The sequence below is a fragment of the Amycolatopsis acidiphila genome, from assembly GCF_021391495.1.
Classification (GTDB): Bacteria; Actinomycetota; Actinomycetes; order Mycobacteriales; family Pseudonocardiaceae; genus Amycolatopsis_E; species Amycolatopsis_E acidiphila.
In genome coordinates this window covers 6874962-6898026 of the sequence record NZ_CP090063.1, presented here as the reverse complement: position 1 = coordinate 6898026, position 23065 = coordinate 6874962, and the positions used below count along the sequence as shown (strand labels likewise).

General features: G+C 70.8%; 24 protein-coding genes. 15 read left to right on the top strand and 9 right to left on the bottom strand.

The window, feature by feature from the left end; all coding sequences use genetic code 11:
* Positions 1-51 precede the first annotated feature (51 nt).
* The 5 genes from LWP59_RS33690 (at position 52) to LWP59_RS33670 (ending at position 5184) form a co-directional block, all read left to right on the top strand.
* Positions 52-1428 (top strand): cystathionine beta-synthase, encoded by a 1377-nt coding sequence (locus LWP59_RS33690; protein WP_144645096.1) that lies wholly within the window; start codon positions 52-54, stop codon positions 1426-1428.
* Positions 1429-1657: 229 nt separating this feature from the next.
* Positions 1658-2854, top strand: coding sequence for a hypothetical protein (locus LWP59_RS33685; protein ID WP_444541909.1), 1197 nt, complete (start codon positions 1658-1660; stop codon positions 2852-2854).
* Positions 2855-2991: 137 nt separating this feature from the next.
* Positions 2992-3525, top strand: coding sequence for a hypothetical protein (locus LWP59_RS33680; RefSeq protein WP_144645092.1), 534 nt, complete (start codon positions 2992-2994; stop codon positions 3523-3525).
* A gap of 10 nt (positions 3526-3535) precedes the next feature.
* Positions 3536-3967 carry a hypothetical protein gene (locus tag LWP59_RS33675; RefSeq protein WP_144645090.1) on the top strand — a complete coding sequence of 144 codons (432 nt, stop codon included), beginning with the start codon at positions 3536-3538 and terminating at the stop codon, positions 3965-3967.
* Positions 3968-4029: 62 nt separating this feature from the next.
* Positions 4030-5184 (top strand): cystathionine gamma-synthase, encoded by a 1155-nt coding sequence (locus LWP59_RS33670; protein ID WP_144645087.1) that lies wholly within the window; start codon positions 4030-4032, stop codon positions 5182-5184.
* A gap of 1 nt (position 5185) precedes the next feature.
* On the opposite strand, the gene LWP59_RS33665 is transcribed toward LWP59_RS33670, so the two are convergent.
* The gene (locus tag LWP59_RS33665; protein ID WP_144645085.1) at positions 5186-5467 is read right to left on the bottom strand and encodes a hypothetical protein; all 282 of its coding nucleotides are present in this window, start codon (positions 5465-5467) and stop codon (positions 5186-5188) included.
* 77 nt (positions 5468-5544) lie between these two features.
* Here LWP59_RS33665 and ilvA point away from each other — a divergent pair, with 77 nt between their 5' ends.
* A complete protein-coding gene (gene ilvA / locus LWP59_RS33660; RefSeq protein WP_144645083.1) occupies positions 5545-6762 on the top strand; it encodes a threonine ammonia-lyase in 1218 nt (405 codons plus the stop codon).
* Between the two features lie 10 nt (positions 6763-6772).
* Positions 6773-7249: an Lrp/AsnC family transcriptional regulator gene (locus LWP59_RS33655; protein ID WP_144645081.1), complete on the top strand. Its 477-nt coding sequence runs from the start codon at positions 6773-6775 to the stop codon at positions 7247-7249.
* On the opposite strand, the gene LWP59_RS33650 is transcribed toward LWP59_RS33655, so the two are convergent.
* The 3 genes from LWP59_RS33650 to LWP59_RS33640 form a co-directional block, all read right to left on the bottom strand.
* Positions 7225-8025, bottom strand: a complete 801-nt coding sequence (locus LWP59_RS33650) for an MBL fold metallo-hydrolase (protein WP_144645079.1) — start codon at positions 8023-8025, stop codon at positions 7225-7227. The two genes, LWP59_RS33655 and LWP59_RS33650, sit on opposite strands and share 25 nt — an antisense overlap.
* A 72-nt stretch (positions 8026-8097) precedes the next feature.
* Positions 8098-8595: a transcription elongation factor GreA gene (greA, locus tag LWP59_RS33645; protein WP_144645102.1), complete on the bottom strand. Its 498-nt coding sequence runs from the start codon at positions 8593-8595 to the stop codon at positions 8098-8100.
* Between the two features lie 195 nt (positions 8596-8790).
* Positions 8791-9213: a DUF4307 domain-containing protein gene (locus LWP59_RS33640; RefSeq protein WP_229857674.1), complete on the bottom strand. Its 423-nt coding sequence runs from the start codon at positions 9211-9213 to the stop codon at positions 8791-8793.
* Between the two features lie 104 nt (positions 9214-9317).
* On the opposite strand from LWP59_RS33640, the gene mca reads away from it, so the two are divergent.
* The 3 genes from mca to LWP59_RS33625 are packed head-to-tail and all read left to right on the top strand — an operon-like array spanning position 9318 to position 12572.
* Positions 9318-10229: a mycothiol conjugate amidase Mca gene (mca, locus tag LWP59_RS33635; protein WP_144645075.1), complete on the top strand. Its 912-nt coding sequence runs from the start codon at positions 9318-9320 to the stop codon at positions 10227-10229.
* On the top strand, positions 10226-10531 hold the full coding sequence (locus tag LWP59_RS33630; RefSeq protein WP_144645073.1) for a hypothetical protein: 306 nt from the start codon (positions 10226-10228) through the stop codon (positions 10529-10531). Before mca ends, LWP59_RS33630 begins: the two co-directional genes overlap by 4 nt.
* A 37-nt stretch (positions 10532-10568) precedes the next feature.
* Entirely contained in the window at positions 10569-12572 is a 2004-nt protein-coding gene (locus LWP59_RS33625) for a thioredoxin domain-containing protein (RefSeq protein ID WP_144645071.1), read from the top strand.
* Between the two features lies 1 nt (position 12573).
* On the opposite strand, the gene LWP59_RS33620 is transcribed toward LWP59_RS33625, so the two are convergent.
* On the bottom strand, positions 12574-13290 hold the full coding sequence (locus LWP59_RS33620; RefSeq protein ID WP_144645069.1) for a tetratricopeptide repeat protein: 717 nt from the start codon (positions 13288-13290) through the stop codon (positions 12574-12576).
* A gap of 101 nt (positions 13291-13391) precedes the next feature.
* Between LWP59_RS33620 and LWP59_RS33615 the strand changes: the two genes are divergently transcribed.
* Positions 13392-13955, top strand: a complete 564-nt coding sequence (locus LWP59_RS33615; RefSeq protein ID WP_144645067.1) for a hypothetical protein — start codon at positions 13392-13394, stop codon at positions 13953-13955.
* 39 nt (positions 13956-13994) lie between these two features.
* Entirely contained in the window at positions 13995-15887 is a 1893-nt protein-coding gene (locus LWP59_RS33610; protein WP_144645065.1) for an acyl-CoA dehydrogenase family protein, read from the top strand.
* A gap of 152 nt (positions 15888-16039) precedes the next feature.
* Here the strand turns inward: LWP59_RS33610 and trhA are convergent, their stop codons facing one another.
* A complete protein-coding gene (trhA, locus tag LWP59_RS33605; protein WP_191334828.1) occupies positions 16040-16681 on the bottom strand; it encodes a PAQR family membrane homeostasis protein TrhA in 642 nt (213 codons plus the stop codon).
* 114 nt (positions 16682-16795) lie between these two features.
* Between trhA and LWP59_RS33600 the strand changes: the two genes are divergently transcribed.
* Entirely contained in the window at positions 16796-17572 is a 777-nt protein-coding gene (locus LWP59_RS33600) for an isoprenyl transferase (RefSeq protein WP_144642429.1), read from the top strand.
* A gap of 454 nt (positions 17573-18026) precedes the next feature.
* On the top strand, positions 18027-19313 hold the full coding sequence (locus LWP59_RS33595) for a PhoH family protein (protein ID WP_144642428.1): 1287 nt from the start codon (positions 18027-18029) through the stop codon (positions 19311-19313).
* A gap of 19 nt (positions 19314-19332) precedes the next feature.
* On the opposite strand, the gene guaB1 is transcribed toward LWP59_RS33595, so the two are convergent.
* The gene (gene guaB1, locus LWP59_RS33590) at positions 19333-20772 is read right to left on the bottom strand and encodes a GMP reductase (protein ID WP_144642427.1); all 1440 of its coding nucleotides are present in this window, start codon (positions 20770-20772) and stop codon (positions 19333-19335) included.
* Between the two features lie 35 nt (positions 20773-20807).
* On the opposite strand from guaB1, the gene LWP59_RS33585 reads away from it, so the two are divergent.
* On the top strand, positions 20808-21245 hold the full coding sequence (locus tag LWP59_RS33585; protein WP_144642426.1) for a DUF309 domain-containing protein: 438 nt from the start codon (positions 20808-20810) through the stop codon (positions 21243-21245).
* Between the two features lie 89 nt (positions 21246-21334).
* Here LWP59_RS33585 and LWP59_RS33580 read toward each other — a convergent pair whose 3' ends face one another.
* Together LWP59_RS33580 and mgrA are read right to left on the bottom strand one after the other, a co-directional pair.
* Positions 21335-21940 (bottom strand): MBL fold metallo-hydrolase, encoded by a 606-nt coding sequence (locus tag LWP59_RS33580; protein WP_144642425.1) that lies wholly within the window; start codon positions 21938-21940, stop codon positions 21335-21337.
* 10 nt (positions 21941-21950) lie between these two features.
* On the bottom strand, positions 21951-22979 hold the full coding sequence (gene mgrA / locus LWP59_RS33575) for an L-glyceraldehyde 3-phosphate reductase (RefSeq protein ID WP_144642424.1): 1029 nt from the start codon (positions 22977-22979) through the stop codon (positions 21951-21953).
* Positions 22980-23065 lie beyond the last annotated feature (86 nt).

The following is a 23065-nucleotide window of genomic DNA, read 5'->3' as shown; positions in this document are numbered from 1 at the left end:
GGGCGTCCGGGCAAACCTCTGAGCGACGGGTGCCACGGATATGGTGGGCCAGTGGAGTACTACGAGCACGTCGTCGACCTCGTCGGCAACACCCCGCTGGTCAAGCTCAACGCCCTGACCGAGGGCCTGCAGCCGCTGGTGCTGGCCAAGGTGGAGTACCTCAACCCCGGTGGCAGCGTGAAGGACCGCATCGCGCTGCGCATGGTGGAGGCCGCCGAGGCCTCGGGGCAACTCAAGCCCGGCGGCACGATCGTCGAGCCGACCTCCGGCAACACCGGCGTCGGGCTGGCGATGGTCGCCCAGCGCAAGGGCTACCACTGCGTCTTCGTCTGCCCGGACAAGGTCAGCGAGGACAAGCGCAACGTCCTCAAGGCGTACGGCGCGCGCGTGGTCGTCTGCCCGACGGCGGTGCCGCCCGAGCACCCCGACTCCTACTACTCGGTGTCCGACCGGCTCGTCGAGGAGATCGAGGGCGCCTGGAAGCCGAACCAGTACGCCAACCCGGAGAACCCGGCGAGCCACTACCACTCCACGGGCCCGGAGCTCTGGCAGCAGACCGACGGCCGGATCACACACTTCGTCGCGGGCGTCGGCACCGGCGGCACGATCTCCGGCACCGGCCGGTACCTCAAGGAGGTCTCGGACGGGAAGGTCGCCGTGGTCGGCGCGGACCCCGAGGGCTCCGTGTACTCCGGCGGCACCGGGCGGCCGTACCTGGTCGAGGGCGTGGGCGAGGACTTCTGGCCCGACACCTACGACCGCGGCATCGCCGACGAGATCATCGCGGTCTCCGACGCCGAGTCGTTCGAGATCACCCGGCGGCTCGCGCTCGAGGAGGGACTGCTCGTCGGCGGCTCGTGCGGGATGGCCGTCGCCGCCGCGCTGCGGCTGGCGAAGCGCCTGGGTCCCGACGACGTCGTCGTCGTCCTGCTGCCCGACGGCGGCCGCGGCTACCTGGGCAAGGTGTTCAACGACCGGTGGATGTCGTCGTTCGGCTTCCTCTCGCCCGACACCTCCGGCGCCACGGTGGGCGACGTGCTGAAGGCGAAGACGGGTGCGCTGCCCGACCTGGTGCACACGCATCCGAACGAGACCGTGGCCGAGGCGGTCTCGATCCTGTCCGAGTTCAACGTCAGCCAGATGCCGGTGGTCAGCGCCGAGCCGCCGGTGATGGCGGCGGAGGTGGTCGGCGCGGTGATCGAGCGGGACCTGCTCGAGGCGCTGTTCACCGGCAAGGCCAACCTCGCCGACCGGCTGGACCAGCACATGTCGGCGCCGCTGCCGACGATCGGCGCGAGCGAACAGGTCGGCGCCGCGATGAAAGCGCTCTCTGGCGCCGACGGCGCGCTGGTGCTCCTCGACGGCAAGCCCGCAGGCGTGGTGACCAGGCACGATTTGCTGGGTTTCCTGGCGGGCCGGCGCGGGTAGACTTATCGTCCTTTTCGTCCGGGGCGTTACGAGCATCGCGTCCAGGCATCCGATAGCGTGTGCGGCCAGAGCACACACAGCCTTTTCAAGGGGGTTCCAGGCCCACATGAGCGCTCCGCAGCCACCGAACCAGCCCTGGGGTGGCGGGCAACAGCCGCCGCAGGGTCCGCCGAGTGGTCCCCAGCCGCAGCAAGACAGTCCTTTCGGTTCGTCGGAGCCGACCCAGGTGGTGCAGCCCGGCCAGCCGCAGGGCGGCCAGTTCGGTGAGACCGCCGAGCCGACCCAGGTCGTGCAGCCGGGGCAGCCCGGCGAGGGTGGCGCGACGCCCGCGAACGCCGGTGACCAGGGCGGGGAGTCGACGCAGCTGGTCCCGCCGGGTGCCCAGCCGCCGCCGTCGATCCCGTACGCCCCGCCGCCCAGCGCCGCGGACAACCCCGCCGCGATGGGCCAGCAGCCGGGTGGCTTCGGCCAGCCCGGCGGGTTCCCCGGGCAGCAGCAGCCGCCGCAGGGCTTCGGCCAGCCGGGTGGCTTCGGCCAGCCGCAGCAGCCCGGCCCCTACGGCCAGCCGCCGCAGGGCTTCGGGCAGCCGGGGCAGCCCGGGGGCTTCGGTGGTCCGCCCGGGTTCGGCTCGCCGTACGGCGCGCCCGCCGGTGGCGGCGGCAACAACCAGATGTTCGGCTGGATCGCGGCCGCCGTCGTCGGACTCCTCGGCCTGATCGGCGCGATCCTCGCCTTCACGCTCATGGGCGACCTGGGCAGTGCCGGCTCGAGCAGCGAAGCCGTGGCGCAGTGCGAGGACCAGATCCGCCAGATGGGCGGCGACACGAGCATCTGCCAGCAGGCGGCGGACGCCGCCGGCGGCGACAGCACCCTTACCCAGGGCTGGATCTACGTCATCCTGTTCGCCCTCGCCAGCCTCGCGGCGGTCGGCGGCGCGGTGCTGCTCTACCTGAAGAACCAGCTCTCGAAGTTCCTGATCCTGGGTGCCGGCGCGGTACTGCTCATCGTGTCGATCATCTTCATGATCGCGCTGGCCAGCCCGACCCGCGTGGTGTTCGAGCTGATCTTCGGCATCGTGATCACCGCGATCGGCGCGCTCGCGCTGCTCCCGGCGACCGCGCAGTACGTGGGTCTCGGCGGCCCTGGCACCGGTCCCGGCGGGCCCGGTGGCTTCGGTGGCCCGCCCGGTGGCGGGTACCCGGGGCAGCCCGGCGGCTTCGGCCAGCCGAACCCCTACGGTCCGCCCAGCGGTGGCTTCGGCCAGCCCGGTCCGTACGGCCAGCAGCCCGGCGGTCCGACGCCGACGAGCGGCGGGTTCCCGCAGCCGCCCAACCCTTACGGGCAGCAGCCGGGTCCGTACGGGCAGCCCGGCCCCTACGGCCCGCCGCCCCAGCAGCCCGGCCAGCCGCCGCAGCAGCCCTGGTGACAGGCTGAAATCGACTCGATGCCCCCGGCCACGAAGGCCGGGGGCATCGCTGTTCCAGGAGGGTGAATCGGGTCCGGAACGGGCGAGTCGCCGCTAAAGTGAGCCGACCAGCCCGCGCTCGCCATACTGGGGGCATCGTGACGGACCCGTACGGCCACCCTGCGCAGCCCTCCCCAGCCGAGCGGCGCCCCAGTGGGGTCGCGGCCATCCTCGACGGCTTCGCCGCGCTCGCGCTCGCCGGCATCCTCGGCTACTTCCCGGCGAACGTGTTCATCGACTACGGCATCGACGACCTGCCGCGGGACACCAAGATCGTGCTCGGCCTGTATCTCGGCGCCGCGGTGATCCTGCTGATCGGCGCGCTGATCACGTTCTTCCGCGCGGTCGCGGGGGCGGTGCTGCTGCTGATCGGCGGACTCGCCACGATCGCGGCCGTCGTCACCGAGCCGCTGCTGCTCTACCCCGACTACTTCGGGCAGTTTTTCAAGGCGATGTTCCAGTTCGTGCCGGACGACGCGTTCGTGCGCGTGGCGGCGACGGTCGGCGGACCGGTCGTGCTGGTCCTTTCCTCGCTTCCGTGGACGTTCCGCTACCTGCGGTACCGGCCTGGCGAATACCCCGTCGTGTCCCAGAAGCACCCGGAACGCAGTCATCCTTCGCAGGGCTGGTAGTTGATTGGACATGGACCCTCAGCAATCCCGGGGCGGCGGCACCGGCATCCCGGCGGCGGTGCTCGCCCTGCTCGGCGGGATCTTCCACCTCGTCGGCGTCGCCGGTGGTGCGGTGCTGCTGGCCGGGGACACCGACCTCGGCCGCGCGCTGCTCACGTTCCTGCTGCACCTGATCGTGGCCGGCACGCTGATCATCGGCGGGGTGGGGCTGATTCTCGCCAAGCCGTTCGGCCGGTCGTTCACCATCGCGGGTGCGGTGCTGGCGCTGCTGCTGTACGTGTCGGTGCTGGTCCTGGCCTCGTTCGGGGTCTACTTCCTCGGCCAGTTCGACCGCACGCTGCCGGTCGGCTACGTCGCGCTGCTGTGCGTGCCCGCCGTCGCGACGGCCGTCCTGGCGAGCGTGCGGCCCACCGCGCGGTGGGTCACCAGCGGCTGGTCGTAGGGCCGGCCGCTTCCCCACCACCGCCTCAACAGAGCGCTTCGCGCACGGCTACATTCGATGGCATGACGGACGAATCCTCCCGGTTCGGTTTCGAGACACGTGCCATTCACGCTGGTCAGGAACCCGATCCGCGGACCGGCGCGGTCATCGTGCCGATCTACCAGACCTCGACCTACGCGCAGGACGGCGTCGGCGGCACCCGCGAGGGTGACTACGAGTACTCGCGTACCGCGAACCCGACGCGCACCGCGCTGGAGCAGCAGCTCGCCTCGCTCGAAGGGGCCCGTCACGGGCTCGCCTTCGCCTCCGGGATGGCGGCCTCGGACGCCGTGCTGCGCACCACGCTGCGTCCCGGTGACCACCTGGTGCTCGGCAACGACGCCTACGGCGGCACCTTCCGGCTCATCGACAAGGTCCTGACGCACTGGGGCGTGACGTACACCGTCGCGAACCTCGCCGACATCGACGCCGTGCGCGCCGCGATCCGCCCCGAGACGAAGCTCGTCTGGTGCGAGACCCCGAGCAACCCGCTGCTCGGCATCGCCGACATCCCGGCGCTGGCCGGGGTCGCGCACGCCGCCGACGCCAAGCTCGTCGTGGACAACACCTTCGCGACGCCGTACCTGCAGACCCCGCTCTCGCTCGGCGCGGACATCGTCGTGCACTCGACCACGAAGTACCTCGGCGGTCACTCCGACGTGGTCGGCGGCGCGGTGCTGACCAACGAGGACGAGCTGCGCGAGCAGCTGTTCTTCCTGCGCAACGGCGCCGGCGCGGTGCCCGGCGCGTTCGACGCGTGGCTCACGCTGCGGGGGATCAAGACGCTGGCTGTCCGCATGGAGCGGCACTGCGACAACGCCGAGCGTGTCGCCGAGGCACTGACCGCGCATCCGAAGGTCGCGCAGGTCTACTACCCGGGCCTCGCCGAGCACCCGGGGCACGAAGCCGCCGCGAAGCAGATGCGACGCTTCGGCGGGATGGTGTCGTTCCGGCACGCCGACGGGGAGCAGGCCGCGCTGGACGCGCCCTCGCGCACGAAGCTGTTCATCCTGGCGGAGTCGCTCGGCGGGATCGAGTCGCTGATCGAGCATCCTGGCCGGATGACGCACGCGAGCGTCGCGGGTTCGATGCTGCAGGTGCCTGCCGACCTGCTGCGGTTGTCGGTCGGCATCGAGGACTCGCGGGACCTGGTCGAGGACCTGCTGCAGGCGCTCTGAGTCAGGGCCGGTAGTTGTTGTACTCGGCGGTCTGACCGTCGCTGTGGGACTGCGTGGTGTGCAGCTGCTCCAGCTGGGAGCCGTCCACGCAGCCACCCACCAGCTCGATGTGGTTGTCGTGCCTGATGTACTGCGCGGGATCGCCGCAGGTGGCGCGATCGACCGTGTAGAACGCGGCACCCGTGAGCGCCAGTGCCGAGGTGATCGCCGCGACCAGAGGCAGCGCCCCGGCCGAACGACTGGCCCGGCGTGAACCGCCGTCCGTTTCGCTCCGCCTTCGCATCGTCACTCCCTGATTCCCGTCCCGGCCGGTTCCAGGGTACCTAAACCGCACGAACCTCCGGTGGCATGATCCCGGTTATGCGATTGGTGGCCCTGGAGCGGATCAACGAGGCGCGTCGGCTCCTCGAGGGGATCATCCGTGTCACCCCGATGGAACACGCACGGGACCTGGAACGGGTTCACCACAGTCCGGTGTATTTGAAGTGCGAGAACCTGCAGCGCACCGGCTCGTTCAAGATCCGGGGCGCCTACACCCGCATCCACGGGCTCGGCCAGGACGACCGCGGGCGCGGGGTGGTCGCCGCGAGCGCCGGGAACCACGCGCAAGGCGTTGCGCTGGCGGCGTCCCTGCTCGGCATCAAGTCGACAGTGTTCATGCCGATGCGCGCGCCGCTGCCGAAACTGGCCGCGACGCGGGGTTACGGGGCGGACGTCCACCTGCACGGGGCGGTGTTCGACGAGACGCTCGCGGAGGCGATCGCCTTCGCCGAGCACACCGGCGCGGTGTTCATCCACCCCTTCGACCACGAGGACGTGATCGCCGGACAGGGCACGGTCGGGCTCGAAGTGCTCGAGCAGGTGCCGGAGGCGAGCACGATCCTGGTGCCCGCCGGTGGCGGTGGCCTGGTGTCGGGCGTGGCGATCGCGGTCAAGGCCCTGCGGCCGGACACCCGGATCGTCGCCGTGCAGGCCGAGGGGGCGGCCGCTTTCCCGCCGTCGCTGGCCGCCGGGAAGCCGGTGCGGCTGCCCGGCTCGTCCACCATGGCGGACGGGATCGCGGTCGGCGAGCCCGGCGCGCTCACGTTCGAGCACGTCACAGCCCTGGTGGACGACGTGCTGACGGTGACGGAGGAGTCGTTGTCCGGCGCGGTGCTGTTGTGCCTGGAGCGGCGGAAGCTCGTCGTCGAACCCGCGGGCGTTGCGGCGGTGGCCGCGTTGATGCAGTACCCGGGCGAGTTCGCCGGCCCGATCGTCGGCATTCTGTCCGGCGGCAACGTCGACCCGCTGCTGTTGCTGCAGATCATCCAGCACGGGATGACCGCGGGCGGGCGCTATCTCGCGTTGCGGCTGCGGGTGCCCGACCGGCCGGGGGTGCTGGCCTCGGTCCTGTCGCGGATCAGCGAGCTGGGTGCCAACGTGCTGGACGTCGAGCACTCGCGGATCTCCGGCGCGCTCGCGTTGGGCGAGGTCGAGGTCGCGCTGAACCTGGAGACCCGCGGTCCGGAGCACTGCGCCGACGTCACCACCGAACTCCGACGCGCGGGCTACACCCTCGTGCGCGAGCAGACCTACTAGGAAGAACGCCGTGGACGCACTCGACGCGAAGCTGCTGCTCCTGCTGACCGACGCGCCGCGGCTCGGTGTCCTGGAGTGCGCGCGGCGGCTGGGCGTGGCGCGCGGGACCGTGCAGGCGCGGCTGGACCGGCTCACCGAGCAGGGCGTGCTCGGCGGGTTCCCGCCGGAGGTCGACATGGCCGCGATCGGCTACGGGCTCACCGCGTTCGCCGTCATCGAGATCGCGCAGGGCAGCCGCGTCGAGGTGGCCGCGGCCCTCGCCGCGATCGACCAGGTCTGCGAGGCGCACGCGACGACCGGGCAGGGCGACCTGTTCGTGCGGATGGTCGCCCGCGACCACGAGGACCTGCAGCGGGTGATCGACCAGGTCGTCGGCCTGCCGGGGGTGCGGCGGACCAACACCTCGCTCGCGCTGACCACGCCGATCCCGCCGCGGGTGCGGCCGCTGCTGGAGCGGATCGCCTACGACGAGACGAAGTCCAGGTAGCGCTTGGCCGAGCGCTGCACGACGTCGTGGCCGTGCTCGTGGACGATCGCGTCCCACCAGGCGCCGTAGATCGCCTCGAACCGGTAGCCGGCGAGGATCTCCGCGGCACGGCGGACCACCGGTGGCCGTTCCGGGATGAGGTTCGGGTAGCTGTACATGAAGCCGACGAACTCGCGGTCCGGGATCACCTGCACGATGTCGCCCGACAGCAGCGCGCCACGGCCATGCTCGCCCTCCGGCCAGTGCAACACGGTGCCGCCGGCGAAGTGCACGCCGAGGTTGACCAGGGTGAGGTCGTCGGCGACCTGCTTGGTCTCGCCGCTCCACCACTCGATGGCCGGGTCGGGCCTGCCGAGCCACTCGCGGTCCTTCTCGTGCAGGTAGACCGGCACGTCGAAGGCGTGGGCCCATTCGACGACCGTCGTGTAGTAGTGCGGGTGGCTGATCGCGATACCGGTGATGCCGCCGAGCGCGGTGATCCCGGCGACCAGCTCGTCGTCCAGGTAGGCGACGCAGTCCCACAGGAAGTTGCCGGAGGCGGCCTTGACCAGCAGCGCCCGCTGGCCGATGGCGAACTTCGGCTCGCAGCCGATGCCGATCACGCCGGGCCCCTGGTCCCGCACCACGCCGGTGTGCTCGGCACGCAGGCTGTCGAGGTCGGTCCACTGCTGGCCGGACGGCGGCACGTACTGGCGCTCGTCCTCGCAGATCGGGCAGTCGGACCGCGGGGCCGTGTACTGCATACCGCAGGTCTGGCACAGGGGCAGCGAGCTCATGAAGTCACGCTAGCGCCGCCCGGCCGTGGACGGCGGGCCTTTTCCCGGTGGGGGAAAGGCCCGCCGGGCGGGTCAGCCGGTGTACGGCACGGCCTTGATCAGGGTGACCTTCTGCTTGCTGCCGTTGGGCAGGTCGTACTCACGCGACTCGCCCTCCTTGGCGCCGAGCAGGGCCTTGCCCAGCGGCGACTCGGGGGAGTACACGTCCAGTGCGCCCTCGGCGCCCTCTTCACGAGTCGCCAGCAGGAACTTCTCTTCGTCGTCGTCACCGTCGTAGCGCACGGTGAGGACCTTGCCCGGTTCCGCGGTGCCGTCGTTGGCCGGCGCCTCGCCGACCTTGGCCGAGCGCAGCAGCTCCTGCAGGTGGCGGATGCGAGCCTCGGCCTGCCCCTGCTCCTCACGGGCGGCGTGGTAGCCCCCGTTCTCCTTGAGGTCGCCCTCTTCCCTGCTGTCGTTGATCCTCGCGGCGATGACCGGACGATTCTCGATCAGTTCGTCGAGCTCGTGCTTGAGCCTGTCGAAGGCTTCCTGCGTCAGCCAGGTCACCTGGGTGTCGCTCACGGCCACCATCTCCTCGTCGTGCCTGCCGGGCATGGGTATACAAGCCGGCGGCCTCACCGGAGCGGATCCGGCGAGGCTGAGATAAAGGAAAAACACGGCCCGTCTGGGCCGTGCCGGTAGACCAGGATAGCACGCAGAGAGTGCCCCAGGCCGTCCGTTTTCGCTCGTCGCGGACGCTGGGCGCGTGTTTCACCCCGTTGGCCGCTAGCTGCTTGACAAATACGTTGGTACGTCGTACGAGCAGCCGAAAACGTCCGCGTCGACCGGCGGGTCGATGCTGCGGACCACGGTGGTCTGGCGGCTGTGATTGTCCCCCGCCGGGACGTAGACCTCCTTGCGACCACTCTCCGCGCCCGAGATGTCACGCAGGCGGACGATGCAGACCCCGGGCTTCGACGGGTCGTCGCGGGTCACGTTGATGGTGACCGACATCGCGTTGCCCGGCTGCTGGGAGAAGGAGACCCGGTCGGCGTCGATGGGGGCGGGCCCGAGGTTGACGTAGGCGATCCACGCGACGGCCGCGCTGACCAGCAGCGCCACGGCGGTGAACGCCCAGCGCCGCCAGCGTGCCGGGGTACGGCCGCTCGGCGAGCCGTAGCGGCCCTCGGGCAGCGCGCGCGTGGTCAAACCCGGGCCTCCTGATCCGTCCTGTCGTACCCCTGAGGACAATGGAGCACGGACCGAGTATCCGTCAGGCTCGGAATAGCGGTGCAGAAGGGGTCGTTGGACGCATGGTGGAAGCTGACGAGCGGGGTTCCGAGCCGGGTTCGCGTCTTCGTCTGATGGCGGTGCACGCCCATCCGGACGACGAGTCGAGCAAGGGCGCGGCGACGATGGCGAAGTACGTGGCCGAGGGCGCCGAGGTGATGGTGGTCAGCTGCACCGGCGGCGAGGCCGGCAGCGTGCTCAACCCGGCGATGGACCGGCCGGAAGTACGCGAGAACATGGCGCAGATCCGCCGTGACGAGATGGCGAAGGCCGCCGAGATCCTCGGCATCCGCCACCACTGGCTGGGCTTCGTCGACTCCGGGCTGCCCGAGGGCGACCCGCTCCCGCCGCTGGCGGAGGGCTGCTTCGCGATGGTGCCGCTCGAGGAGCCGGTGCGCGAGCTGGTCAAGGTGATGCGCGAGTTCCGCCCGCACGTCGTGCTGACCTACGACGAGAACGGCGGCTACCCGCACCCCGACCACATCCGCTGTCACGAGGTGTCGGTCGCGGCGTTCGACGCCGTCGCCGAGCCGGACCGGTTCCCCGAGGCGGGCGAGCCGTGGCAGCCGCTGAAGCTGTACTACATGCACGGGTTCTCGCGCCAGCGGATGCAGCTGTTCCACGACGCGCTGACCGAGGCCGGCCTCGAGTCGCCGTACGCCGAGTGGCTGGACAAGTGGGACCCGAACCGCACCGACGTGATGGAGCGGGTCACCACCCGGGTCGAGTGCGCCGACTACTTCAAGATCCGCGACGAGGCGCTCAAGGCGCACGCGACGCAGATCGACCCGAACAGCCGCTGGTTCGTGGTGCCGCTGGAGCTCCAGCGGCGGGTGTGGCCGACGGAGGAGTACGAGCTCGTCCGCTCGCTTGTCGACAGCACCCTGCCGGAGGACGATCTGTTCGCGGGGGTACGGGAGAAGGTGACGGCATGACATTCGTCCTGCCGGGAGCGGGCCCGGTCGCCACGACCGCGGTCGTCCTGGTGCAACAGCCCGACAGCGGCGACAACGGTGGCCAGGGCGAGGACTTCGGCAAGTCCTCGCCGGTCGGCTTCCTGTTGCTGCTGGTGTTCCTGGTCGCCGTGGCGTTCCTGGTGCGGTCGATGACCAAGCACCTCAAGCGCGTCCCGGCGAGCTTCGATGCCGACGAACCGGCCGCGGAGGAGCCTGCCGTCGAGGACGAGCCGGCCGCCGGGGAACAGGCCAAGCAGCCGGAGAAGACCGAGAGATCCTGACCCCGCGAGCCCGGTGAGTCCGTGCCACCCTGAAGGCATGGTCAACCGACTCGCCGCCGCCACGAGCCCGTACCTGCTGCAGCACGCCGAGAACCCGGTGGACTGGTGGCAGTGGGGGCCCGAAGCGCTCGCCGAGGCGCGCCGCCGCGACGTGCCGATCCTGTTGTCCGTCGGCTACGCGGCCTGTCACTGGTGCCACGTCATGGCCCACGAATCGTTCGAGGACGCCGACACCGCGCGGCTGATGAACGAGAACTTCGTCAACATCAAGGTGGACCGCGAGGAACGCCCCGACATCGACGCCGTCTACATGACCGCCACCCAGGCGATGACCGGGCAGGGCGGCTGGCCGATGACCTGCTTCCTGACCCCCGACGGCGAACCCTTCCACTGCGGGACGTACTACCCGCCCCAGCCGCATCCCGGGATGCCCTCGTTCCAACGCCTGCTCGTCGCCGTCGCGCAGGCGTGGCAGGAGCGCCGCGAGGAGCTGCGCGCGGGTGCCGGGCAGATCGTCGCGGAACTCGCGCGTCAGACCGGGCCGTTGCCGGCTGCCGCGGTCGACGAGAACGTCCTCGCCGGAGCGGTGACGACGCTCGGCGCGGAGGCCGACCGCGAGCGCGGCGGGTTCGGCGGGGCGCCGAAGTTCCCGCCGTCGATGACACTGGAGTTCCTGCTGCGTCACCACGAACGCACGGGTTCCGCCGAAGCTCTGTCCTTAGTGGACGAATGCGCCGAGGCGATGTCCCGTGGTGGCATGTACGACCAGCTCGCCGGTGGCTTCGCACGGTACTCGGTGGACGCGGACTGGGTCGTCCCGCACTTCGAGAAGATGTTGTACGACAACGCTTTGCTGCTCCGCGTCTACGCGCACCTCGCACGGCTGACGGGTTCGGCGCGGGCACTGACGGTCGCTCGTGCGACGGGTGAGTTCCTGCTCGGCCTGCTCGGCACGGACGAGGGCGGGTTCGCCGCCTCGCTCGACGCCGACACCCTCGGCGAGGAGGGGCTGACCTACGTCTGGACTCCCGGCGAGCTGAGCGAGGTCCTCGGCGAGGACGCCGGCTGGGCGGCCGAGCTGTTCGGGGTCACCGAGTCCGGCACGTTCGAGCACGGCAAGTCGGTGTTGCAGCTACGGCGCGACCCAGACGACCCGGCGCGGTTCGAGCGCGTGCGTGCCGCGCTGCTCGACGCTCGCGACCGGCGGCCGCAGCCGGGCCGCGACGACAAGGTGATCGCCGCCTGGAACGGGCTGGCGATCACCGCGTTGTGCGAGGCCGGAATGGCGCTGAACGAGCCGCGGTGGGTCGAGGCCGCGGACCGGGCGGCGAGCGCGATCCTCGACATCCACGTGATCGACGGTCGGCTGCGGCGCAGCTCCCGGCACGGCAAGGTCGGCGACGCGGCCGGGGTCCTGGAGGACTACGCCTGCTTGGCGGACGGCCTGCTCGCGTTGCACCAGGCGACCGGCGATTCCCGTTGGCTCGACGAAGCGACCACACTCCTCGACACCGCACTCGAACGCTTCGCCATCAGTGACGCTCCGGGCGCGTTCCACGACACCGCGGACGACGCGGAAGCATTGGTGCAGCGGCCTTCCGACCCGGCCGACAACGCGAGCCCGTCCGGTGCCTCCGCACTCGCGGGTGCCTTGGTGACGGCGTCCGTGCTGGTCGGCCCGGAGCGGGCCGGCGCCTACCGGGACGCGGCCGAGCTGGCGTTGAGCCGGGTCGCTCAGCTGGCCACGAAGGTGCCGCGGTTCGCGGGGAACTGGCTCTCGGTCGCCGAGGCGCTGGCCGCCGGGCCCGTGCAGGTCGCCGTCGTCGGTCTCGATCCGGAGGCGTGGTCGGAACTGCGGACGACCGCTGCGCAGCTCGTGCACGGTGGTGGGGTGGTGCTGGCCGGTCAGCCCGAAAGCGCACCACTGCTCGCCGACCGCCCCCTCATCGAAGGCGCCGCCGCCGCGTACGTCTGCCGCGGCTACGTCTGCGACCGGCCGGTGACCTCCTCCGACGCACTCGAAGCCGTACTCGCCCGCTGAGTCAGGCCAGCGCCTGCTGGACGTCCTCGCCGACGCCCTTGCGGTAGGCCTCGGCGAAGGCAGGCTCGCCCAGTGCGGCTTCGAGCTTCGCGCGGAGGGTCTGCTCCTCGAGGAAGTCGTCGGGGTCGAAGACCCGTCGCGAGGCGCTGAGCGTGCTGTCGATCGCGCCCAGAAGCCGTGCGGCGCGGGCGAATTCGCGGTCCACCGCGGCTACGGCGGCGACCCCGAGCGCGAGTTCGGGCAGGAGTGTCGTGTCGCGGGCCTTCGCCACGTGCTCGCGCGCGCTCGTGAAGAGTCCGCGTGCCCGGCCGACCTGTCCGTCGTTCAGTTCGAGATGACCGAGGTTGTGCTCCTCGATCGCGAGCATGCGGATGTCACCGAGAGCCTGGTGCGCAGCGATCGCCTCGGCGGCCAACGACCTCGCCCGCTCGAAGTCGTCCGCCAGGCGAGCGGCGCCGGCGAGGATGTGCAACGGCATCTGCGCGAGCGCGGGGTTTCCGGCCTGCCGCGCGATCGTCCGCGCCTGCTCGGCCAGCGCCCGGCCTTCGTCGAGGTCACCCTGACGGATGGCGACGCGCGACAGCATGCACAGGGCGTCGACCTCCCCCTGGGGATCACCGTCGGCCCTGGCGCTGCCGAGCTCTTGGTCGGCGAGCCGGGTCACCTCGGCGTCGTCCCCGCGGCGGAACACAGCCATCGCCTTCTCCTCGAAGTCCACCTCGCCGAGCCTAGTGTTCGCCGGTCGCGGAACCCGTCGTCGAAGGGCGCATGCAGGCGTAGCGTCAGTATCACTGTAATTATGTAATCGCGGAGGTTGTGATGCGAGGACAACGAGGCTGGAAAGGCCGCGGCGGCTGGCAGCAGGGCGAGGTCCCCTCGGCCGACGACGCGGCGGGCTGGTTCGCGGGGCGGTTGCCCGACGGCTGGTTCACCGGCGCACCGGAGCTGACGGTCGACAGGGAGGAGATCCTGGTCGTCGGCGAGCTGCCGTCGCTGACCGACGAGTTCGCCGACGACGCGGCGCGCGCCGCGGCGGAGTCCGGGCGGATCAGCCGGTTCCGGGAGGAGACCCGGGAGCAGCGCATCGAGATCGCGCGCCAGGCCGAGCACCGCTACCAGCGCAAGGTCGCGTGGGGCGCCCGGATCGGGGACACCCAGGAGTTGTTCACCACACTGTCCGTCCCGGTGATGACGCGGCTGCGGCAGCCGGAACGCCAGGTGCTGGACACCCTCGTCGACTCGGGCGTCGCGCGGTCCCGCTCGGAGGCGCTGGCCTGGGCCGTCCGGCTCGTCGGCGAGCACGCCGAGAGCTGGCTCACCGAGCTGCGGGAGGCCATGTCCACTGTGGATGACCTGCGCGCCAAGGGGCCCGATCTCGGCTGAGTGCTGCGAAGTTCCGTCCGTTGGGTGAAGCTGAAGGGCATGAACCCTGAGGCGCTGACAGTCGTACTGGATGGGCACTGGGCGGCACTGCGGCGTGACGTCCGGGCGCAGATGGCGGAGAACGCCTATGACGAGCCGCATGACATCGGCACCGAGGACTACCGCTCGTGGGTGCTCGAACAGCTGCACGCGCTGGCGAAAACCGGGCAGCCCCGGCTCGGCTTCGCCCGCGAGTACGGCGGCGGCGGGGACATCGGCGGTTCGGTGGTCTCGTTCGAGCTGCTCGGGCACGGTGACCTGTCGCTGATGGTCAAGTCCGGTGTGCAGTGGGGGCTGTTCGGCGGTGCCGTGCAGCTGCTCGGCACCGAGCTGCACCACAAGCGCTACCTCGCCCGGATCATGGACCTGGACCTGCCGGGCTGCTTCGCGATGACGGAGACGGGCCACGGTTCGGACGTCCAGCACCTGCGCACGACGGCGACGTACGACCCGCAGACGCGTCAGTTCGTCATCGACACCCCCGATAGGGAGGCCCGCAAGGACTACATCGGCAACGCGGCCCGCGACGGGCGCATGGCGGTGGTGTTCGCACAGCTGGTCACCGGCGGGGAAAGCCGTGGCGTGCACGCGTTCCTGGTGCCGATCCGCAACGAGCTGGGCGAGCCGATGCCGGGCGTCGAGATCGCGGACTGCGGGCGCAAGGCCGGTCTCAACGGCGTGGACAACGGGCGCCTGACGTTCCGTTCCGTGCGCGTACCCCGGGAGGCGTTGCTCAACCGGTACGCCGACGTCGCCGAGGACGGCACGTACTCGAGCGCGATCGAAAGCGACAGCCGGCGGTTCTTCACCATGCTCGGCACGCTCATCCGGGGCCGGATCAGCGTGGCGGGCGCGGCGATCAGCGCGACGGAACGGGCGCTCGCGCTCGCCGTCCGGTACGCCGAGCGGCGGCGGCAGTTCGAGCGGCCCGACGGCTCGGGGGAGGTCGTGCTGCTGGACTACCTCGCGCACCAGCGGAAGCTGCTGCCCGCGCTGGCGAGGACCTACGCGCTGCACTTCGCGCAGGAGGAGCTCGTCCGCGCGCTGCACGACGTCCAGGGCGCGACGGACGTCGACGACCACACGCAACGGGAGCTGGAGTCGCGGGCGGCCGGCATCAAGGCGACGGCCACCTGGAACGCGACGCGGTCCATCCAGACCGCGCGGGAAGCGTGTGGTGGCGCGGGATACCTGGCCGCGAACGTGCTCGCCGGGCTGAAGGCGGACACCGACGTGTTCACCACGTTCGAGGGTGACAACACGGTGTTGCTGCAGCTGGTCGCGAAGGGCCTGCTGACGAATTACCGTGACCACTTCGCGGACCTGAGCCCGCTGGCGACGGCGCGGTTCGTGGCGGAGCAGGTCGTGGAGACGGTCATCGAGCGGACCGCGGCGCGCAAGGTCATCGACCGCCTCGCCGACGCCGCCCCGGGCCGTGACGACGAGGGTGTGCTGCTCGACCGCGGGTGGCAGTTGACGCTGTTCGAGGACCGCGAGAAGCACGTGCTGGAGGGCGCGGCGCGTCGGCTGCGCGCGGCGGCGCGCGACGATCCGTTCGACGCCTTCAACAACGCGCAGGACCACATCCTGCGGGCGGCGCAGGTGCACGTCGACCGGGTGGTGCTGGAAGCGTTCGTCGCGGCGATCGAGCGCTGTGGTGACGCCGAAGCGGCCGAACTGCTGGGCAAGTTGTGCGACTTGTACGTGCTGTCGAACATCGAGGAGGATCGCGCGTGGTTCCTCGAGCACGGCCGCATCACCTCAGCCCGCGCGAAGGCGATCGTCGCCGCGGTGAACGACCTGTGCCGCCAGTTGCGCCCCCACGCGCGCCTGCTGGTGGATGCCTTCGCGATCCCGGAGGCGTTCCTGAAGGCGGAGATGCTGGAGGGTTGACGTGGGGCCCCACCACGGCGTTCTCGACACTGCCCCGTCACCCACCGAAGCCGAACCCGACAGCGCCCAGCCCCACCCCAGGCGAACCCGGCAACGGCAGCCAGGAATGGCCGCGCCCGGCCGCCCCCCTCGCGCTCCGCGCGAGGTGCTCCCTAAGCGAACACCGCCAGCCAGATCGCCACGTAGTGCGAGATCGCCGCCAGCACGGTGCACGCGTGGAAGAACTCGTGGTACCCGAAGGTGTTCGGCCAGTGGTTGGGCCAGCGGGTCCCGTAGAACACCGCGCCGACGGTGTAGAACAAGCCGCCCACGAGGAGCAGCACCAGGGCCGCGATGCCGGCGTGGCGGGCCAGCTCCGGCAGCACGAAGATGGCCACCCAGCCGAGTGCGATGTAGATCGGCACGCCCAGCCAGCGCGGCGCCCCCGGCCACAGCATCTTCAACGCCACCCCGGCCAGGGCCCCGCCCCACACGACGCCCAGGATCACCCAGCCGGTCGGCTTCGACATGGACAGCACCGTGAACGGCGTGTACGTCCCGGCGATGAACAGGAAGATCATCGAGTGGTCCGCGCGCTTCATCCACTTGTACCCGCGCGGGCTCCAGATCCGCCGGTGGTACAGCGCGCTCACGCCGAAGACGCCCATCACGGTCAGCCCGTACACCGACGTCGCGACGGCAGCCGTCGCCGATACCGTCGCGCCGGCCATGGCGACGAGCACCACGGCGCAGATCAGCGCACCGAAGAACGACCAGAAATGCAGATGACCACGAAGGCGCGGTCGGGTGTCCACGAAGTCGGATTCGGTCTCGACGGTCACGCGTTTCAGGTTACGGGTCCGTAGGTTTTATGCCAGTCTCCGTGGCCGGAACCACGCTCTCACACCGACTGCGTACGCTTGGCCGACGTGAGTCTTCGCGCTATCGGGTCCCGCATCGCCTACACCGTCTACGGCAAGCGACTGATCCAGCAGGCCGCCGGACGGCACCCTCGCCATATCGCGATCATGCTCGACGGCAACCGTCGCTGGGCGCGCGAAGCCGGCTTCACCGACGTCGCGGACGGGCACCGCGCCGGGGCGAAGAAGATCGCCGACTTCCTGTCCTGGTGCCGCGAGGCGGATGTCGAGGTGGTCACCCTGTGGCTGCTCTCGACCGACAACCTCCTGCGCGCGCACGAGGAGGTCGAGGCCCTGCTGAAGATCATCGTCGACGTGGTCGACGAGCTGGCCGCCCCCGAGACGCCCTGGCGGCTGCGCATGGTCGGCGCACTGGAGCTCCTCCCGGCCGACATGGCCCGCAGCCTCAAGGCCGCCGCCGCGCGCACCGAGGGCCGCAAGGGCATGGAGGTCAACATCGCGGTCGGCTACGGCGGCCGCCAGGAGATCGCGGACGCGGTCAAGAAACTGCTGCTGCAGCACGCCGACGAGGGCACCTCGATCCGCGAGCTGGCCAAGATCCTCGACGTCGACCACATCTCCGAGCACCTCTACACCTCGGGCCAGCCGGACCCCGACCTGATCATCCGGACCTCCGGTGAACAGCGGCTTTCCGGCTTCCTGCTCTGGCAGTCGGCGCATTCGGAGTTCTGGTTCACGGAGGCCTACTGGCCCGCCTTCCGCAGGGTCGACTTCCTGCGAGCGGTGCGCGACTACGCCTGGCGGCATCGCCGATTCGGTGCTTGACATCACCGAACGTGTTCAGCAGGCCACGTCAAATCTACCGTCGGTGAGATGACAACTTGGCGAATCACCTGCCTGGCTGCCTGCAAGATCCGGGAATCGCAGGTAACTTCCGAAGTGATGGTGCGTGACCTTGCGGACCATCGCGGGAGGCCCTGGACGTGGCAGTAGTTGAGGGAACGACGGCGGTACCAGCCGTGACGTCGTTCGCACAACACACGAGGGGGCCGGCACCCGGCCCTCTTGGCCACGCCCGCTGACGCGAAACGGCGACGGCGGACGGACGGCCAGCCAGGGCGGTGCCCGGCCCAGCGAGTGCGGGCGTGGTGCCACGCCTAAGGGAGATGCCGTCGTGACTGCGCAGCGTTTGCCCCGAAAGGCCTCGTCCTCCGGTGCGGAAGGCACCGGAGACTCAGCGGCTGGTCCGCTATCCCCAGAAATCCAGCGGCACACCTATGTGCTCGACACGTCGGTCCTGCTCTCGGACCCGTGGGCGCTCACCAGGTTCGCCGAGCACGCCGTCGTGCTGCCGCTGGTCGTGATCAGCGAACTGGAGGCGAAACGGCATCATCCCGAACTGGGCTGGTTCGCGCGGGAGTCCCTGCGCATGCTCGACGACCTGCGGCGCACCTACGGCCGCCTGGACGCGCCGGTGCCGATCGGGGACGCCGGCGGCACCCTGCACGTCGAGCTGAACCACTCCGACCCCACTGTGCTGCCGCCCGGATTCCGGACCGACTCGAACGACCACCGGATCCTCGCGTGCGCGCTGAACCTCGCCGTGGAGCGCAAGACCGTCACCCTGGTGACGAAGGACATCCCACTGCGGGTGAAGGCCGGTGCGGTCGGCCTGGACGCCGACGAGTACCGCGCCCAGGAGGTCACCCCGTCGGGCTGGACCGGGATGGCGGACGTCGACGTGCCGCACGAGGCGATCGACGCGCTGTTCTCGAACGGCGCGGTCGACCTCGCCGAGTACGGCCAGCCCGAGGTCGGCGAGCTGCCGTGCCACACCGGGTTGCGGCTGCTCGGCGGCGGTTCGGCGGCGCTGGGGCGGGTCACCGCCGAGAAGAAGGTGCGGCTCGTGCGCGGCGACCGGGAGGCGTTCGGCCTGCACGGCCGCTCCGCCGAGCAGCGCATCGCGCTCGACCTGCTGCTCGACCCCGAGGTCGGGATCGTCTCCCTCGGTGGCCGCGCGGGTACCGGCAAGTCGGCGCTGGCGCTGTGCGCGGGCCTGGAGTCGGTGCTGGAACGGCGTGAGCACCGCAAGGTCGTGGTGTTCCGCCCGGTCTACGCCGTCGGTGGCCAGGATCTGGGCTACCTGCCCGGTTCCGAGAGCGAGAAGATGCAGCCGTGGGCGCAGGCGGTGTTCGACACCCTCGGCGCGCTGGTCAGCCAGGAGGTGCTCGACGAGGTCTTCGACCGCGGGATGCTGGAGGTCCTGCCGCTGACCCACATCCGCGGCCGCTCGCTGCACGACGCGTTCGTGATCGTGGACGAGGCGCAGTCGCTGGAGCGCAACGTGCTGCTCACCGTGTTGTCCCGCCTGGGCACGGCCTCACGCGTGGTGCTGACGCACGACGTCGCGCAGCGGGACAACCTGCGGGTCGGGCGGCACGACGGCGTGTCCGCGGTGATCGAGAAGCTGAAGGGCCACCCTCTCTTCGCGCACGTCACGCTGACCCGCTCGGAGCGCTCGCCGATCGCGGCTCTGGTCACCGAGATGCTGGAGGACCACGGCTGACGGCCGGCGCCGCCCCCTCTCACCAGCCGGCGGGGAGGGGGCGGCCCTCGGCGAACCCGGCGGCGGACTGCACGCCGAGCACCGCGCGCTCGTGGAACTCCTCCGTGCTGCGCGCACCGGCATAGGTGAACGAGGACCGCACGCCCGCACAGATCGAGTCGAGCAGGTCCTCGACACCGGGCCGCGCCGGGTCCAGCAGCATCCGCGAGGACGAGATGCCCTCCTCGAACAGCGCCTTGCGGGCGCGGTCGAAGACGTTGTCGGTGCGGGTCCGGCCGGCCACCGCCCGCTTGGAGGCCATGCCGAACGACTCCTTGTACGGGCGGCCGTTCTCGTCGTAACGCAGGTCGCCGGGCGACTCGTGGGTGCCGGCGAACCAGGAGCCGACCATCGCCGCGGACGCGCCCGCGGCCAGCGCCAGCGCGACGTCACGGGGGTGGCGCACGCCGCCGTCGGCCCACACGTGCTTGCCCAGCTCGCGCGCCGCCGCGGCGCATTCGGCGACGGCCGAGAACTGCGGGCGGCCGACCCCGGTCATCATCCGCGTCGTGCACATCGCGCCAGGCCCGACACCGACCTTGACCACGTCCGCACCCGCCGCGATGAGGTCGCGGGTGCCCTCGGCGGTGACCACGTTGCCCGCGACCACCGGGACCTGGGGCGAGACCGAGCGGACGGCCTTCAGCGCGGCGATCATCTTCTCCTGGTGCCCGTGCGCGGTGTCCACGACGAGCACGTCCACCCCGGCGTTCAGCACGGCCTCGGCCTTGGCCGCGACGTCGCCGTTCACGCCGATGGCGGCGGCGACCCGCAGCTGGTTGTGCGCGTCGACCGCCGGCGTGTAGACGTCCGCACGGAGTGCGGCGGTCGGGGTGAGGACGCCGACGAGCCTGCCGTCGCCGTCCACGCCCAGCGCCAGCCGGGCGCCGGCGGCGTGCAGGCGCTCGAAGACCTCGCGAGCGGGCGTGTCGAGCGGCAGCGTGACGGCGGGCGGGTCGGCGACCTCGGCCAGCCGGGAGAACCGGTCCACCCCGGCGCAAGCGTTTTCGTCCACGACGCCGACCGGGCGGCCCTCGTCGTCGACCACGACGACGGCGCCGTGTGCACGCTTGCCGACCAGGTTCAGCGCGTCGGCGACGGCGTCGCCACCGGTGAGCACGAGCGGGGTGTCCCAGACGGTGTGGCGGCTCTTCACCCAGCCGACGATCTCCGCGACGGCGGCCGGGTCCACGTCCTGCGGGAGGACCACGAGCCCGCCGCGGCGGGCGACGGTCTCGGCCATCCGGCGGCCGGCGACGGCGGTCATGTTGGCGACGACGACCGGGATGGTCGCGCCCGTGCCGTCCGCGGTGGAGAGGTCGACGTCGAAGCGGGATTCCACGTCCGAACGGTTCGGGACGAGGAACACGTCGTCGTAGGTGAGGTCGTGGGCAGGCCGATGGCCGTCGATGAAGCGCACGAGGCCCCAGAATACGTCATGGGACAATCGGTGCCATGGCTGACCGCGACCGAGACGCCGAAGGGCGTGCCCGCAACGCCCGTCCTCGCGACGGTCTCGGCAGGCCACTGCCCTACGGTGCACCGGGGGTGGAACGCCAGGCCGAGGGCGTCGTCCGCACCCCGGACGAGACGCTCGCCGAGGCCCAGCGGCTGCTGGACGAGGGCAAGCCGTTCCACGCGCACGAGGTGTTCGAGGACGCGTGGAAGTCGGCGGACGGGCCCGAGCGCGGGCTGTGGAAGGGGCTCGCCCAGCTGGCGGTGGGCCTGACGCACGCCGCCCGCGGGAACGCCAAGGGCGCCGCGTCCCTGCTCAGCCGGGGTGCCGAGGCGATCGAGCCCTACGTCGCCGAGCCGCCGTTCGGCATCGACGTCGCAGGGCTCGTCTCCTGGTCACGAGCAGGTGCGCAAGGCACCCCACGGCTGGTCCGTTAGAAACTGGTTTTGAAGTGGCCTGCGTGGCGGTGCGGGTAGCGGTGCAAGCCGCGTGCCCCACAGCAAGCGGCTCCGCCGCTTAGAAACACTTAGACGTTCGCCTTCTCGGCGCCGATCGTGGTCGACTCGCCGTGACCGGTGTTGACCACCGTGTCCTCCGGCAGCGCGAACAGCTTGGTGCGGATCGACCGCACGATCGTCGGGTGGTCGGAGTACGAGCGGCCGGTCGCGCCGGGACCGCCGGAGAACAGCGTGTCCCCGGTGAACACCACCCCGAGCTCCTGCGAGTACAGGCACACCGCGCCCGGCGCGTGGCCTGGCGTGTGCAGCACCGACAGGTCCGTGCCCGCGATCGTCAGGATCTGCCCGTCGGCCAGCTCCGCGTCCGGCGCGACGTCCGCGTGGGTCAGGTCCCACAGCACGCGGTCCTCCGGGTGCAGCAGGATCGGCGCACCGGTGCGCTCGGACAACGCGGGCGCGGCGTTGACATGATCGTTGTGCGCGTGCGTGCAGATGATCGCCCGCACGGTCCGCTCGCCGACCGCCTTGGCGATGGCATCCGCGTCGTGCGCGGCGTCGATCACGAAGACCTCGCTGTCATCACCGATCAGCCACACGTTGTTGTCGACGTCCCAGCTGCCGCCGTCGAGCTCGAACACACCCGACGTGACCACATTTTCGACCCTTGCCGTCATTCGACCGACCCTACGACTCGCTGGAGCGGGCCCACAGGTTGAGGCCCGAGTCGGTGGCGTGCTTGTCGATCTCGGCCAGCTCCTGGTCGGTCAGCGCGGGTCCGCGCAGCGCGGCCACGTTCTGCTCCAGCTGCTTGACCGAGGACGCGCCGATGAGCGCCGAGGTGATCCGCGGGTCCCGCAGCAGCCAGCTGAGCGCGAGCTGCGCGAGCGACTGGCCGCGACGCTGCGCGACGTCGTTCAGCGCGCGCAGCTTGTCCACGTTCTGCTCGATCGCGTCCGGGTCGAGCGACTTGCCTTGGGTGGCACGGGAACCCTCCGGAATGCCGTTGAGGTACCGGTCGGTCAGCAGGCCCTGCGCGAGCGGCGCGAACCCGATGCAGCCGACGCCCTCTTCGGCGAGCACGTCGAGCAGGCCGTCCTCCTCGATCCAGCGGTTCAGCATCGAGTAGGACGGCTGGTGGATCAGCAGCGGCACGCCGTGCTGGCGCAACAGCGCCGCGGCCTCACGGGTGCGGTGGGCGTTGTACGAGGAGATCCCGACGTACAGCGCTTTTCCTTGCTGCACGGCGGAAGCGAGCGCGCCCATCGTCTCTTCGAGCGGGGTCTCCGGGTCGAAGCGGTGCGAGTAGAAGATGTCGACGTAGTCCAGGCCCATCCGGGTCAGCGACTGGTCGAGGCTCGCGAGCAGGTACTTGCGGGAGCCCCATTCGCCGTACGGGCCCGGCCACATGTCGTACCCGGCCTTGGTGGAGACGACCAGTTCGTCCCGGTACGGCCGGAAGTCCTGGGCCATCAGCTTGCCGAAGTTCGCCTCGGCCGAGCCGTAGGGCGGGCCGTAGTTGTTCGCCAGGTCGAAATGGGTGACGCCGAGGTCGAACGCCCGGCGCAGGATCGCGCGCTGGCTCTCGAGCGGACGATCGTCGCCGAAGTTGTGCCACAGGCCCAGCGAGATGGCGGGCAGCTTCAGGCCGCTGCGGCCCGTGCGGCGGTAGGACATCTCGTCGTAGCGGCCTGCGGCGGCAGCGTAAGGGGTCACGGCGACGAGACTAGTCGTCCCCGGCCGGGCGGTAGCCGACCGACAGCGGGGTATCGTGGCCGGATTGCCGTGCTGTGGGGGGTTTC